Here is a 12,497-nt window from a genome sequence, read left to right as displayed (position 1 = left end):
AGCAGACAGGAGCCAATCATGAAGCACCGCATCGTCGTCCTCGGCGCCGGTTACGCCGGGGCCTTCACCGCCGGGTATCTGGCCCGCCGACTCCACGCCGACGACATCGAGATCACCGTCGTCAACGCCGCGCCCGATTTCGTCGAGCGGTTGCGCCTGCACCAGCTCGCCGCCGGGCACGAACTTCCGCACCGGCCACTGACCGAGATCTTCGCCGGCACCGGCATCCGGCTCCGCGTGGCCAGGGTGACCGGCATCGACGTCGACCGCAGGACGGTGACGGTCAGCGACGACGACGGCACCGACCAGCTCGGTTACGACACCCTGCTCTACACCCTCGGCAGCACCGCCGCCGACCACGGCGTTCCCGGCGTCGCCGAGCACGCCTTCCATGTCGCGGAGCGGTCGTCCGCGCTGCGCCTGCGGGCCCGCCTGGACGAGCTGGCCGAGGGCGCGCGGGTGCTGGTGGTCGGGGGCAACCTGACCGCGATCGAGACCGCCACCGAGATCGCCGAAGCCCATCCGGGGCTGCGCGTCAGCCTGGCCACCGGCGGTGAGCTGGGCGGCTGGCTCGGCCCGAAGGCGCGCGCGCACCTCTTGCGCGCCTTCGACCGCTTCGGCATCACGGTGCACGAGCACAGCGAGATCGAGCGGGTCGAGCGGACCGGGGCCGTCGCCGTCGACGGGACCGTCCTCGCCGCCGACGCGACCGTGTGGGCCGCCGGGTTCGCCGTCCCGCCGATCGCCGCCGCCAGCGCGCTCGCGGTGGAACCCGACGGGCGGATCACCGTCGACCGGCAGATGCGGTCGATCTCGCACCCCGAGGTGTACGTGGCCGGTGACAGCGTCTTCGTGCTCGGTGAGAACGGTCTGCCGCTGCCGATGTCGTGCGCGTCGGCGGGGTTCACCGGCTCGCAGGCGGCAGCGGCGATCATCGGGGACCTGACCGGGCGCGCGATCAAGACGACGGCGCTGTCGTATGTCGGCAACCACATCAGCCTGGGCCGCAAGGACGGGTTGTTCCAGCTGGTCGACCGCCGCGCGCGGGCCAGGGCCGGTGCCCTGCGCGGGCGACCGGCGGCGCGGGTCAAGGCGGCGATCGTGGCGACCAGCGCCTGGGCGATCAGCCGCCCGACCTTCGGGCAGCGTAACCGCCGATACCGCCTGGCCACCGCTCGCGCGGTCTCGTCCCGGGTGGTTCCCGCCTAGGGTCGTGCGCATGGACATCGCCGCTGTGGCGCACTTCGAGGCCAGCCGGAACCGGCTGGCCTCGCTGGCGTATCGCCTGCTCGGTTCGGCCGCCGACGCCGAGGACACGGTGCAGGACGCGTTCCTGCGGTGGCAGGCCGCCGACCGGGAGTACGTCGAGGTGCCGGAGGCCTGGTTGACCAAGATCGTCACCAACCTGGCGATCGACCGCCTCCGTTCGGCGCAGGTCCGCCGCGAACGCGCGGTCGGAGCGTGGCTGCCCGAGCCGCTGCTCGACGGCGATCCCCTGCTCGGCCCGGCCGAGACCGCCGTGCAGCGCGAGTCGGTGACGCTGGCGGTGCTGTTGCTGATGGAGCGGCTCTCCCCGGTCGAACGGGCCGTCTACGTACTGCGCGAGGCCTTTTCGCACAGCCATGCCGAGATCGCCGCGATACTCGGCATCACCGAATCGGCGAGTCAGCAGCACGCGCACCGGGCCCGGCGCCGAATCGCCGCCGCCGGCACCGAGACCCGCACCGACGAGGTGTCCGCGCGGCGGATCGTCGAGGCGTTCGTCGCGGCCGCGACATCGGGCCGGACCGAGCGCCTGGTCGCCCTGCTGACCGACGACGCGACCGGCGTCTCCGACGGCGCGCTGGGCCTGGCCACCACATTGATCAGGTACGCGACCCCGGCCCAGCTCGCCACGGCGGTGCGGGTCGGCTTCACACCGACACCCGCCAAGCGCAAACTCGTCGGCGGCTCGCCCTCGATCCACGCGGCCGTCGTCAACGGCTGCCCGGCCATGGTGTTCACCCTCGACGATCGCGTCCTCGGTGTGTCGATCCTGGCGATCCGGGACGGCAGGATCGCGAGCATCGGCAGTGTCTCCGCCCCGGCCCGGCTCGGTCGCCTCACCGAGTCGTGGCGACAGCGCGAACACGATGCCCCGCTGGTCGAATTCTGGTGAGCCCGCTCGGCCGACCGTTCACCCGATGACGTCGGCGCGTGCTTCCTTGTCGCCCACCACGACACAGGCGGCGAGGGCGCCGACGACCAGGCTGAACGGCGAATACACCGCCAGGTCCCAGCGGGTGAACAGGCTGCGCTTGCTCACGAATCCCGAATAGACCAGGCCCAGCGCCCCGCGCAGCAGGAGCCCACCGGCGACGGTGGCGACGGCCGCGCGGCCGAGCCGGGCGGGGAGTGCGCGCGGCGCCAGTCCCGCCTGCGCCGACACCGTGTAGGCGGCCGCGGCGAACGTCGCCGCGGCTGCGGCGGTGGCGACGGGGCCGGGCGCGTCGTCGACGGAGTCACCGCTGGTCGCACCGGCGAATACCGCGCGATCGGCGAACGGCCACGGGGAGAAGACCCAGACGACGTGCATGGCCGCGGCGATGCCGAGACCGGTCGTGGCGAGCCTCGCGGCCGGCTTCCTGAACCTCATGATCGCTTGTCCTTTGCCCAACTCGAATTACGAAACCATTGGTATCGAAACCAATCGCTCGAATAGTGCCATGCGAGCCGGGGACGCGGCAAGGGTCAGCCGACCGGCGCGGCCCGCAGGCCGGGCTTGCGCCCGATGGTGATCCAGCGCAACAGCCATTCGGCGGGCCCATACCGGTACCGGCGCAACCAGATCGCGCTCACCCACAGCTGGAGCGCGAAGATCGCCAGCGCCAGCGTCATCGTCGCCGGCGGCGACAACCGGCCGGCCAGGCCGAACCCGACACCGGTGAAGAGGATCAGCCCGATCGCGGACTGGCCGAGGTAGTTGGTCAGGGCGATCCGTCCCGCCGGTGCCAGCGCCGAGCGGATCCACGTGCTGCGCGGGGCATGCATCAGCCGCAGCAGCGTCGCGACATAGGCGGCGGCGAGCAGCGGCGCGGTGGCGACGCTCGCGGCGACGGCGAGCGTGTGCCCATTGCCCCCGCCGACGGTGTACAGCAGCCCACCGGCCACGCCCACCGGAAAGCCGATCCACTGGATCCGCCGCAGGATCGGCTCGTCGCCGCGCACCCGCGCGAGCAGTTGCCTGCGACCGGCGACCAGGCCGAGCAGGAACATCGCGAGCGCGGTCGGGCCCTGCATGGTGAGGGCCTGCAGGATCAGCAGCGGAAGGCCGTCGAGATGGTGGCCGATGATGTCGCCCCAGCCACCCAGCATGGCCGCGGTCGACCGCTCCGCGTTGACCCGGGCCTCCTCGGCCGACGGCAGCACGGCCGACGCGTCGAGGAACAGCCCGCTCGCCACCAGGCTCACCAGCACCACGCCGTACAGCGCGGCGGCGACCCGCAGCGCCGTCCGGTCCGCGCACCGCCGCATCCAGAACAGGACCAGGCAGGCCACCGCGTAGGTCGTCAGCACGTCACCGCCGTACAGGAACACGACGTGCAGCACGCCGAGGACGAACAGCCCCGCGATCCGGCGCAGCATGCGCGGCTCGAAGGCGGCCCCGGCGGCGGCCGCCGATTCCATCTGGAGGGTGAAGCTGTAGCCGAACAGGAACGAGAACAGCACGTAGAACTTCATGTCGACGAACACCGACGACACCGCGCGCACGACCTCGTCGAGGGTCGAGGTGAACTGCGGGTCGACGACCAGGTTTCCCGGATACCCCGAGGCCATGAAGGTGATGTTGACGATGAAGATCCCCAGCAGCGCGAAGCCGCGCAGCGCGTCGACATCGTGCACCCGGGATCCGGGAACAACCAGCTGATCGGTCATGCGATCGCCCACTCTCGCCGAGCTCCTGAATAATATCCCTGGGATACTATCCCATAGATACTAAGTGCGGCGATAGTATTCGGGAGCGGCCGCGCCGACGCCGCCGAACTCCGAGGAGGTAGTTGCCGTGACGCCCGACGAGGCGATGCCCGCCGACCTGGGCAGGCTCTGGCGACTGCCCACCCCGGCGCGCCTCGGACGACCGGCCGAACTCGACGTCGACACGGTCGTGCGCACGGCGGTCGAGCTGGCCGACCGCGGCGGCCTGGACGAGGTAACGCTGGCGAAAGTCGCGTCCGCCCTCGGCTTCACGAAGATGGCGCTCTATCGCCACGTCGGCTCGAAGGACGAGTTGTTCGAGCTGATGTCCGACCTCGCGCTCGGCCCCGCGCCGGACCCGACGGCCGCACCCGACCGGTGGCGCGACGGCCTGCGGCAGTGGGCGCACGCCCTGCTCGCGGCCTACGCCGCGCACCCGTGGGTGCCGCAACTACCGATCGCCGGACCGCCCCGCGGCCCCAACGCGGTCGGCTGGCTCGACGCCGCGCTGCGCCCCCTCGCCGCGACCGGGCTCGACTGGGGGACCAAGGTGGGCATCGTGATGCTGGTGAGCATGCACGTCCGGCAGGCGAGCCTGCTCACCCAGCAACTGTCCGACGGCAGAGCGGGAACGGGCCTGAGCGAGGCGCAGGTCAATCAGAACTACGGCAGCGCGCTCGCCCGCCTGGTCGACGCGCAGCGGTACCCGGAGGCGGCGCGACTGTTCGCCGCACCGCTGTTCCGGTCGCCGCCGAGCACGCCGGACGACAGCGACTTCACCTTCGGCCTCGAACTCATCCTCAACGGCGTTGCCGCGGAGATCGCCGCGCCGCAAGCCGATCGCTGAGGAACTCGGTCACCTGGGCCAGCGCGGTCTTCGCCTGCGGGACCAGGCCGGGCAGGGCGATGAAGGCGTGCGGTGCGCCGGGGTGCTCGAACAGCCGGACCGGCGTACCGGATTCGCGCAGCCGCTCGGCGTAGCGGCGGCCGTGGTCGGCGATCGGGTCGACGGTCGGGACCAGGATCAGGGCCGGTGCCACGTCGTGCAGGTCGGCGTGGATCGGCGAGACGGCGCCCGCGTCCGTGCCCGCCAGCCGCTGGAAGAATCGCAGGCGCGCGACCGGCAGCATCGGGCTGTCGCCCGGGTCGGTCATCGAGGGGTAGTCGAGCATCGTGGCCGTCGGGTCGACGGCCGGGTTGACCAGGACTTGCGCCTGCAACGGGAGATCGGCGTCGCGGGCCCGGATCGCGGCCATGGCCGCGATGAGGCCACCGCAGCTCTCCCCGGCGACGGCGACGCGAGCCGGGTCGATCCCCCAGTCGGCGGCCTCGGCCACCACGTGCCGCAGCACGTCCCACCCGTCGTCGACGGCCGCCGACAGCGGCGTACCCGGCGCCAGCAGCCGGTGCTCGACCGAGACGACGACGGCGGGCAGCCGGGCGGCGAGACGACTGTTGGCCCAATCGCATTGGGCCGCGGTTCCCACATAGGCACCGCCGTGGATGTGCACGACGAGCGGCAGGGCCGCCGCAGTCGTGCGCGTCGGCCGGTAGACCCGGACCGGGATCACCCGATCCGGCAGCGACACGTCCTGCCAGGTGATCGCGGCGCCCCGGTCCGGGAATCCGGTGATCACCCGGGAGAACCGCGACGACGCCGTGCGATTGGCCGCGTCACGGACGGTGATCAATTCCGCCGGCGTCAGCGACTCCCACTCCGGTTCCTTGCGCAGCGCGTGCAGCAACCGCACGCGGTAGGACACCTCGTCCCTGCGGGTCGCGTCGTTCATGGTCGTTCCTCCTCGATCACACCGCGCCGGATGTCGCCGGGCTCGCGGTAGCGGACACGACACTCAGCATCGGCCGCCGACGAATCGAGGTATTGGACAAATGTTCCCGTCGCCGATCACCGGCGCGGGTCACTCCCGGCGGACCGGGCGCGACCCACCCCGATGCGCCGTCAGGATCCGCTGGTGAGCAGGCACCACGCGGTCAGCAGCGGGTGGGCGGTGCACGGGCTCGGCGGAACGGGCGACGGGCCGATGGGAGCGGGGTCGGCCAGGGCGGTGCCGCCGCCTGCCAGGGCCGCGGTGCCGATCACGGCGGCGACGACGATGCCACGCAGTGCGTTCATGGTGAAACCTTTGCTGTCGAGGGGTGCCGGGTCAGAGGGCGACGCAGGCGGATCCGAGATCGATGCCGGTGCCGACGTCGACGACCTGCCTGGTCTCGGGCCACGCGTCGGGCTGGACGGCGTAGATGTAGGTGATGCCCGGCTTGGACGGAGTCCAGGTCGTCTTCGCCACGCCATCGACCGGCATCGCGTCGGCGAAACCGCTGGGGCCCTGGCCTTCTTCGAAGAAGTAGACGCGCTTGGTGTTGTCGTCGACGGTCACGCTCACGTCATAGGTGCAGGTCGTGCCGTAGCGGTGGGCGCCGAGGGTGACCGAGGGCGCGATACCGATGCTGGTCACGGTCGCCGAGGCGGCGGGCGCGAGCACGGCGGTCACGCCCGCGATGACGCCGACCGCGACCGTCGCGGTGGCGCCGCGAATCAGTGTGGGTAAGTGGCTATTTCGAGCCATAGGACGATCCTCCAGCGGTTTGTTGCGATCGGATGACGGCTCAGAGTTTTGCATATTTGACCGATCGGTCGCAATAAGTGATCAAAGGCGAAAATTGCTGTAACACAATGCTCTTCGACCTCGATATCGCCACGTAGGACCATTCTTGGCCTGCTGGAACGACCGGTCTGGAATATCGCGGTGCGCGAGTCAGACGACGGTCGCGTAGGGCCGCCCGGCCCACGCCACCTCGTCGACCGACAACCACGGCGCGCACGCCAGCCCAGCGGGCGTCAACCCGGCGAAAGTCGCTGCCGCACGGCTCAGATGGGACTGGTCGACGTACCCGCTCTCCGCCGACACCAGCGCCACGCTGTCCCCGGCGGCCAGCCGGTGCGCGGCGTAATCGAACCGCACCAGCTGCGCGGCCTGCTTCGGCGTGACCCCGAGCTGCGCCCGGAACCGCGCCCACAGCCGTTTCCGGCTCCACCCGAGCTCGTCCGCCAGCGCCGCGACCCGAATCCGGCCCCGGGACACCACGATCCGGTGCCACGCGGCGGCGACCTCGGGATCCACCCGGCGGCCCGACGCGACGCGGCTGCCGAGCTCCGCGCGCACGATCGCGAACCGCTCGTCCCACCCGGCGGCGTCGCGCATCCGCTCGCGCAGGCGCTCGGCCGCCGGGCCCCACACCTCGTCCAGCGCGACCACCGGAGTCCCCGCCATCGGCCCGAGAACCGCGTGCGCCACCACCGGCGACAACCGCACCTGCATCAGCTCCACTTCGCGCGCTCGCCCGCGCACCCGCGCGGCCCCGAGCCCGACCACCGCGCTCCCCCGCTGCCCCGCCCCGCCGCCCGCGTCGACCAGCAGGCCGTCCCCGAAGTCGAGAAAGACCGTCAACGCCGGATACGGCACCACCCGCAACTCGACATCCGCCGGAGCGCGCCCGGCGAACCCCGCCATGCCCACCCCCGCCATCGACCACCCCGGGACCGCGACATCCACCGCGGCCCCGGCGATCCGAACCGGCTCGACAGGCACACCGCCATGGTACGAGCGGGCGCCGACCCCCGCGGCCGCCCTCGAAACCGCTGCTCAGTGCCCGATGCTGAGGCATGATGAGGGGTGACCGACCCGATTCGCGATCGCACAGGAAGACGCCGATGGCCTCGCAGCTGACACTCTCGGCGCAGCGCGCTGCGCTGGAACGAGAGTGGGAGCAGTGGGTGCCCGCGGGCGGGTCCGCGCCGGGAACGGGGAGTTCGGCGGTGCGGACAGAGGTCGCGCAGTCGTGGTTGCGGTCGCTGCGGACGGTGGATCCGGGGCGCGACTGCGCGCCGGAGAGCGAGCTCGACGACATCGGGCCGCGGTGGGCGGAGTCGCCGCTGCGGGGGCCGGTCACCGAGTTGAGCGAGCAACTGCGCGGCGCCGCCGAGGCCGGATTCGTGGCCGCGGTCACCGACGCCTCGGGCACCATCCTGTGGACCGACGGTGGACCGGTCATGCGCAGACGGGCCGAACAGGTGAACTTCGCGCCCGGCGGGCGCTGGGACGAGGCGCACATGGGCACCAACGCCCTCTCGCTCGCGCTGCGCACCGATCAGCCGCACACCGTGTTCTCCGCCGAACATCTGGTCGCCGCCCTGCACGGCTGGGTCTGCTACTGCGCGCCGATCCGGGCCGCCGACGGCACCCTGCTCGGCGTGCTCGACCTGTCGACCACCTGGAAGCGCTCGCACCCGCTGGCCATGGCGACCGTGCGCACCATGACCAGCGCCATCGAGTCGAAACTGCACGCCGCCACACCCGCGCCCGCCGGAATGCGGCTCACATGCCTCGGCACCGGCAGGCTGCTGCGGGATGGCACCCCGATCCGGCTGCGCCCGCGCCAGCTCGAGATCCTCACCCTGCTCGCCCTCGACGACGACGGCTACAGCCACGAACGCCTGCACTACGCCGTCTACGGCGATCGCGCGGTCGGGGCGAGCACCCTGAAATCGGAGATGTCCTACCTGCGCCGCGCCACCGGCGGCGACATCACCAGCCGCGTCTATCGCTTCACCACGGCCCTGTCCTGCGACGCCGTCGACGTCGCCCGCGCGCTGGAATCCGGTGACCTCGACACCGCCGTCCGGCTGTATCACGGTCCGCTGCTACCGGATTCGGACACCCCCGGCATCAGCGAATGGCGCGACTACCTCGCGGTCGCCATGCGCAACGCCGTGCTGGCCAGCCCCGACGCCGACCACGCGCTGACCTACGGCGAGGCCGCCCCCGACGACATCGCCGTCCACGAACACGCGCTGGCCCTGCTGCCCCCGCGCGACGCGCGACGCGCGGTCGCCGCGGCCCGCCTGCACAGCGCTCTTCGCGCCTGATCGGTCCGGCTTCAACGTTTCATCAACCCTCGCGGCGGATAGTGATGGGCGTCACGCTTCACCGGAATCAGCGAGGAGCCTCCGCACATGATCTACGCCAAGCCGGGCACCGAGGGCAGCATCGTCAGCTACGCGCCGCGGTACGACAATTTCATCGACGGCAAGTGGGTTCCGCCCGTCGAGGGCCGGTACTTCGAGAACACCTCGCCGGTGGACGGCCAGCCGTTCTGCGAGATCGCCCGGTCCACCGCCGCCGACATCGAGCTGGCGCTGGACGCCGCCCACCGGGCCGCCGACGCCTGGGGTGAGACCTCCGCTGCCGAGCGCGCCAACATCCTGAACAAGATCGCCGACCGGATCGAGGCCAACCTCGAGGCCCTCGCCGTCGCCGAGACCTGGGACAACGGCAAGCCGGTCCGCGAGACCCTGGCCGCCGACCTGCCGCTGGCGGTCGACCACTTCCGCTACTTCGCCGGCGTCCTGCGCGCGCAGGAGGGCGGGATCAGCGAGGTCGACAAGGACACGATCGCCTACCACTTCCACGAGCCGCTCGGCGTCGTCGCGCAGATCATCCCGTGGAACTTCCCGATCCTGATGGCCACCTGGAAGCTGGCGCCCGCGCTCGCGGCCGGTAACGCCGTGGTGCTCAAGCCCGCCGAGCAGACGCCCGCCTCGATCATGAAGGTGGTCGAGCTGGTCGCGGATCTGCTGCCGCCGGGTGTGCTCAACGTGGTCAACGGTTTCGGCGTGGAGGCGGGCAAGCCGCTGGCGTCGAGCCCGCGCGTGGCCAAGGTCGCCTTCACCGGTGAGACCACCACCGGCCGGCTGATCATGCAGTACGCCAGCGAGAACATCATCCCGGTGACGCTGGAACTGGGCGGCAAGAGCCCCAACATCTTCCTGCCCGACGTGATGGCCGCCGACGACGATTTCCTGGACAAGGCGATCGAGGGTTTCGTGATGTTCGCGCTCAACCAGGGCGAGGTCTGCACCTGTCCCTCGCGCGCGCTGATCGCGTCCTCGATCTACGACGAGTTCATGGCCCGCTGCGTGGAGCGCACCAAGGCGATCGTCAGCGGCAACCCGCTCGACGAGGCCACCATGATCGGCGCGCAGGCCAGCAACGATCAGTTCGAGAAGATCCTGTCCTACATCGACATCGGCAAGAAGGAAGGCGCCGAGGTGCTCACCGGCGGCGCGGTCCGCGCGGTCGACGGGCTGGCGGACGGCTTCTACATCGAGCCGACGATCTTCAAGGGCAGCAACGACATGCGCGTGTTCCAGGAGGAGATCTTCGGCCCGGTCGTCGCGGTGACCACCTTCGACTCCACCGACGAGGCGCTGAAGATCGCCAACGACACCCTCTACGGCCTCGGCGCCGGCGTGTGGACGCGCGACATGAACACCGCCTACCGGCTCGGCCGCGGCATCAAGGCGGGCCGGGTGTGGACCAACTGCTACCACGCCTACCCGGCGCACGCGGCCTTCGGCGGCTACAAGAAGTCCGGCATCGGCCGCGAGAACCACAAGATGATGCTCGAGCACTACCAGCAGACCAAGAACCTGCTGGTCAGCTACTCGCCGCAGAAGCTCGGCTTCTTCTGATGGTGCGGCGCGTCGACCTCACCGAACAGGCGGCGACGCTGCTGCGGGAACTGACCGGGCAGCACGGCCCGGTCATGTTCCACCAATCCGGCGGTTGCTGCGACGGCAGCTCCCCGATGTGCTACCCACGCGGTGAATTCCGCGTCGGCGCCTCGGACGTGCTGCTGGGATATCTGCCGGGCGACACCCCGTTCTGGATGAGTGCCGACCAGTTCGAGTACTGGAAGCACACCCATCTCACGGTCGACGTGGTGCCCGGCCGGGGCAGCGGTTTCTCGCTGGAGGCCCCCGAGGGCGTGCGGTTCCTGATCCGCTCACGCCTGCTCACCGACGCCGAGGTGGCCGCGCTGGACACCCAGCCGCCGCCACCCACCGGTGACACCGTTCCACAGTGATGTGAAACACGCGTTGTCACATCGTTTCCGCAGGTCGGCGGCGCTCGATACGCGCCGCTGACCTGTGGGATCCACGGCCGTAACAGTCGTCAACCATTCTTCAACCCTCGACGATCACCGTTGCCGTCGCTACGCGCTTGTTTGTTGATGAGGAGCTTTCCTGTGAGTACCGACGCGATTCCCGGCACGGGTGCGGAGACGCCCGCCGACGACTATCTCGCCAAACGCACCCTGCGCTCCGGCTCGGCCGGCTGGGTGCTGCTGGCCGGTCTCGGCGTGAGCTATGTGATCTCCGGTGACTACTCCGGCTGGAACTTCGGCCTCGCCGAGGGCGGTTTCGGTGGTCTGCTGATCGCCGCGATCGTCATCGCCGCCATGTATCTGGCCATGGTGCTCGGCATGGCCGAGCTGTCCTCGGCCCTGCCCGCGGCGGGCGGCGGCTACACCTTCGCCCGGCGCGCCCTCGGCCCGTGGGGCGGATTCGCCACCGGCACCGCGGTGCTCATCGAGTACGCGATCGCGCCCGCCGCCATCGCCACCTTCATCGGCGCCTACGTGGAATCGCTGAACCTGTTCGGGATCACCGACGGCTGGTGGGTGTACCTGGCGGTGTACGCGCTGTTCATCGGCATCCACCTGGGTGGCGCGGGTGAGGCGCTCAAGGCGATGTTCGTGATCACCGCGATCGCGCTGGTCGGCCTGGTGATCTTCGCGGTGGCGGCGCTCGGCGAGTTCGACGTGGCCAATCTGACGAATATCGCGCCCGACCCCGACGCCACCGGTTCCTCGTCCTTCCTGCCGTTCGGCTACCTGGGCATCTGGGCCGCGATCCCGTTCGCCATCTGGTTCTTCCTGGCCGTCGAGGGCGTGCCGCTGGCGGCCGAGGAGGCCACCGAGCCGGAGAAGAACGTGCCCAAGGGCATCATCGTCGCGATGCTGCTGCTGGTCGTCACCGGCGCGGTGGTGCTGGTCCTGGTGACCGGCGCGCTCGGCGCGCAGGGCGCGTCGACCTCGGGCAACCCGCTGGTGGAGGCGCTCGGCGACGGCGCGGCGGCCAAGGTGGTCAACTACATCGGCCTGGCCGGTCTGGTCGCCAGCTTCTTCTCCATCGTCTATGCCTACTCCCGCCAGACCTTCGCGCTCTCGCGGGCCGGCTACCTGCCGACCAGCCTGTCGGTGACCAACTCCCGCAAGGCGCCGGTGCTCGCGCTGATCGTGCCCGGCCTGATCGGCTTCGCCCTCTCGCTCACCGGCGAGGGCGCGATGCTGCTGAACATGGCCGTGTTCGGCGCCGCGGTGAGCTACGTGCTGATGATGGTGAGCCACATCGTGCTGCGGGTCCGCGAGCCGAACATGCCGCGCCCCTACCGCACCCCGGGCGGCATCGCGACCACCGCGTTCGCGCTGGTCATCGCGGCGGCCTCGGTGGCGGCGACCTTCCTGGTCGACCCGAAGGCGGCGCTGTTCACCCTCGGTGTGTTCTGCGCCTTCATGGCCTACTTCGGCCTCTACAGTCGCAAACACCTGGTCGCCAAGTCCCCCGACGAGGAATTCGCGGCACTGGCCGAGGCCGAACAAGAACTCGAGTAACCCGCACC

At 70.7% G+C, this 12,497-nt stretch carries 13 protein-coding genes; 7 read left to right on the top strand and 6 right to left on the bottom strand.

All coding sequences use genetic code 11. The features are described from left to right. The first annotated feature begins 18 nt into the window (after positions 1 to 18). Together AB0H54_RS05750 and AB0H54_RS05745 are read left to right on the top strand one after the other, a co-directional pair. Complete coding sequence (locus tag AB0H54_RS05750; RefSeq protein ID WP_357343016.1) at positions 19 to 1,209, top strand: FAD-dependent oxidoreductase; 1,191 nt, start codon at positions 19 to 21, stop codon at positions 1,207 to 1,209. Positions 1,210 to 1,219: 10 nt separating this feature from the next. Beyond that, entirely contained in the window at positions 1,220 to 2,158 is a 939-nt protein-coding gene (locus AB0H54_RS05745) for a sigma-70 family RNA polymerase sigma factor (RefSeq protein ID WP_357343014.1), read from the top strand. Between the two features lie 18 nt (positions 2,159 to 2,176). Here AB0H54_RS05745 and AB0H54_RS05740 read toward each other — a convergent pair whose 3' ends face one another. Beyond that, the gene (locus AB0H54_RS05740) at positions 2,177 to 2,635 is read right to left on the bottom strand and encodes a DUF3995 domain-containing protein (RefSeq protein WP_357343012.1); all 459 of its coding nucleotides are present in this window, start codon (positions 2,633 to 2,635) and stop codon (positions 2,177 to 2,179) included. A gap of 95 nt (positions 2,636 to 2,730) precedes the next feature. Then, the gene (locus tag AB0H54_RS05735) at positions 2,731 to 3,915 is read right to left on the bottom strand and encodes a DUF418 domain-containing protein (protein ID WP_357343010.1); all 1,185 of its coding nucleotides are present in this window, start codon (positions 3,913 to 3,915) and stop codon (positions 2,731 to 2,733) included. Positions 3,916 to 4,042: 127 nt separating this feature from the next. On the opposite strand from AB0H54_RS05735, the gene AB0H54_RS05730 reads away from it, so the two are divergent. After that, positions 4,043 to 4,801 (top strand): TetR/AcrR family transcriptional regulator, encoded by a 759-nt coding sequence (locus AB0H54_RS05730; RefSeq protein ID WP_357343009.1) that lies wholly within the window; start codon positions 4,043 to 4,045, stop codon positions 4,799 to 4,801. Here AB0H54_RS05730 and AB0H54_RS05725 read toward each other — a convergent pair. From AB0H54_RS05725 to AB0H54_RS05710, 4 genes are all read right to left on the bottom strand, one after another. Beyond that, positions 4,755 to 5,744: an alpha/beta hydrolase gene (locus tag AB0H54_RS05725; RefSeq protein ID WP_357343007.1), complete on the bottom strand. Its 990-nt coding sequence runs from the start codon at positions 5,742 to 5,744 to the stop codon at positions 4,755 to 4,757. The genes AB0H54_RS05730 and AB0H54_RS05725 overlap by 47 nt on opposite strands. Positions 5,745 to 5,914: 170 nt before the next feature. After that, positions 5,915 to 6,088 carry a hypothetical protein gene (locus tag AB0H54_RS05720; RefSeq protein WP_357343005.1) on the bottom strand — a complete coding sequence of 58 codons (174 nt, stop codon included), beginning with the start codon at positions 6,086 to 6,088 and terminating at the stop codon, positions 5,915 to 5,917. Between the two features lie 31 nt (positions 6,089 to 6,119). Continuing rightward, entirely contained in the window at positions 6,120 to 6,539 is a 420-nt protein-coding gene (locus AB0H54_RS05715) for a hypothetical protein (RefSeq protein WP_357343003.1), read from the bottom strand. Positions 6,540 to 6,728: 189 nt separating this feature from the next. Further along, complete coding sequence (locus tag AB0H54_RS05710; RefSeq protein WP_357343001.1) at positions 6,729 to 7,562, bottom strand: helix-turn-helix domain-containing protein; 834 nt, start codon at positions 7,560 to 7,562, stop codon at positions 6,729 to 6,731. 122 nt (positions 7,563 to 7,684) lie between these two features. On the opposite strand from AB0H54_RS05710, the gene AB0H54_RS05705 reads away from it, so the two are divergent. From AB0H54_RS05705 to eat, 4 genes are all read left to right on the top strand, one after another. Further along, positions 7,685 to 8,899, top strand: coding sequence for a transcriptional regulator (locus AB0H54_RS05705; RefSeq protein ID WP_355273145.1), 1,215 nt, complete (start codon positions 7,685 to 7,687; stop codon positions 8,897 to 8,899). A gap of 87 nt (positions 8,900 to 8,986) precedes the next feature. Beyond that, positions 8,987 to 10,504, top strand: coding sequence for an aldehyde dehydrogenase (gene adh, locus AB0H54_RS05700; RefSeq protein WP_357342999.1), 1,518 nt, complete (start codon positions 8,987 to 8,989; stop codon positions 10,502 to 10,504). Further along, entirely contained in the window at positions 10,504 to 10,899 is a 396-nt protein-coding gene (locus tag AB0H54_RS05695; RefSeq protein WP_357342997.1) for a DUF779 domain-containing protein, read from the top strand. Before adh ends, AB0H54_RS05695 begins: the two co-directional genes overlap by 1 nt. A gap of 162 nt (positions 10,900 to 11,061) precedes the next feature. Further along, the gene (eat, locus tag AB0H54_RS05690; RefSeq protein ID WP_357342995.1) at positions 11,062 to 12,489 is read left to right on the top strand and encodes an ethanolamine permease; all 1,428 of its coding nucleotides are present in this window, start codon (positions 11,062 to 11,064) and stop codon (positions 12,487 to 12,489) included. Positions 12,490 to 12,497 lie beyond the last annotated feature (8 nt).

Origin of the sequence: Nocardia sp. NPDC050718, assembly GCF_040654235.1 — a bacterium.
In the GTDB taxonomy this organism is placed as follows: domain Bacteria; phylum Actinomycetota; class Actinomycetes; order Mycobacteriales; family Mycobacteriaceae; genus Nocardia.
The sequence above is the reverse complement of the archived record's forward strand: the minus strand, read 5'-3'. Positions and strand labels throughout refer to the sequence as shown.

Bases quoted from the DNA above. Each gene is read 5' to 3' on its own strand.
- AB0H54_RS05745 (WP_357343014.1), top strand. From the start codon at position 1,220: ATGGACATCGCCGCTGTGGCGCACTTCGAGGCCAGCCGGAACCGGCTG.
- AB0H54_RS05705 (WP_355273145.1), top strand. From the start codon at position 7,685: ATGGCCTCGCAGCTGACACTCTCGGCGCAGCGCGCTGCGCTGGAACGA.
- AB0H54_RS05715 (WP_357343003.1), bottom strand. From the start codon at position 6,539: ATGGCTCGAAATAGCCACTTACCCACACTGATTCGCGGCGCCACCGCG.
- adh (WP_357342999.1), top strand. From the start codon at position 8,987: ATGATCTACGCCAAGCCGGGCACCGAGGGCAGCATCGTCAGCTACGCG.
- AB0H54_RS05740 (WP_357343012.1), bottom strand. From the start codon at position 2,635: ATGAGGTTCAGGAAGCCGGCCGCGAGGCTCGCCACGACCGGTCTCGGC.
- AB0H54_RS05695 (WP_357342997.1), top strand. From the start codon at position 10,504: ATGGTGCGGCGCGTCGACCTCACCGAACAGGCGGCGACGCTGCTGCGG.
- AB0H54_RS05735 (WP_357343010.1), bottom strand. From the start codon at position 3,915: ATGACCGATCAGCTGGTTGTTCCCGGATCCCGGGTGCACGATGTCGAC.
- AB0H54_RS05725 (WP_357343007.1), bottom strand. From the start codon at position 5,744: ATGAACGACGCGACCCGCAGGGACGAGGTGTCCTACCGCGTGCGGTTG.
- AB0H54_RS05750 (WP_357343016.1), top strand. From the start codon at position 19: ATGAAGCACCGCATCGTCGTCCTCGGCGCCGGTTACGCCGGGGCCTTC.
- AB0H54_RS05720 (WP_357343005.1), bottom strand. From the start codon at position 6,088: ATGAACGCACTGCGTGGCATCGTCGTCGCCGCCGTGATCGGCACCGCG.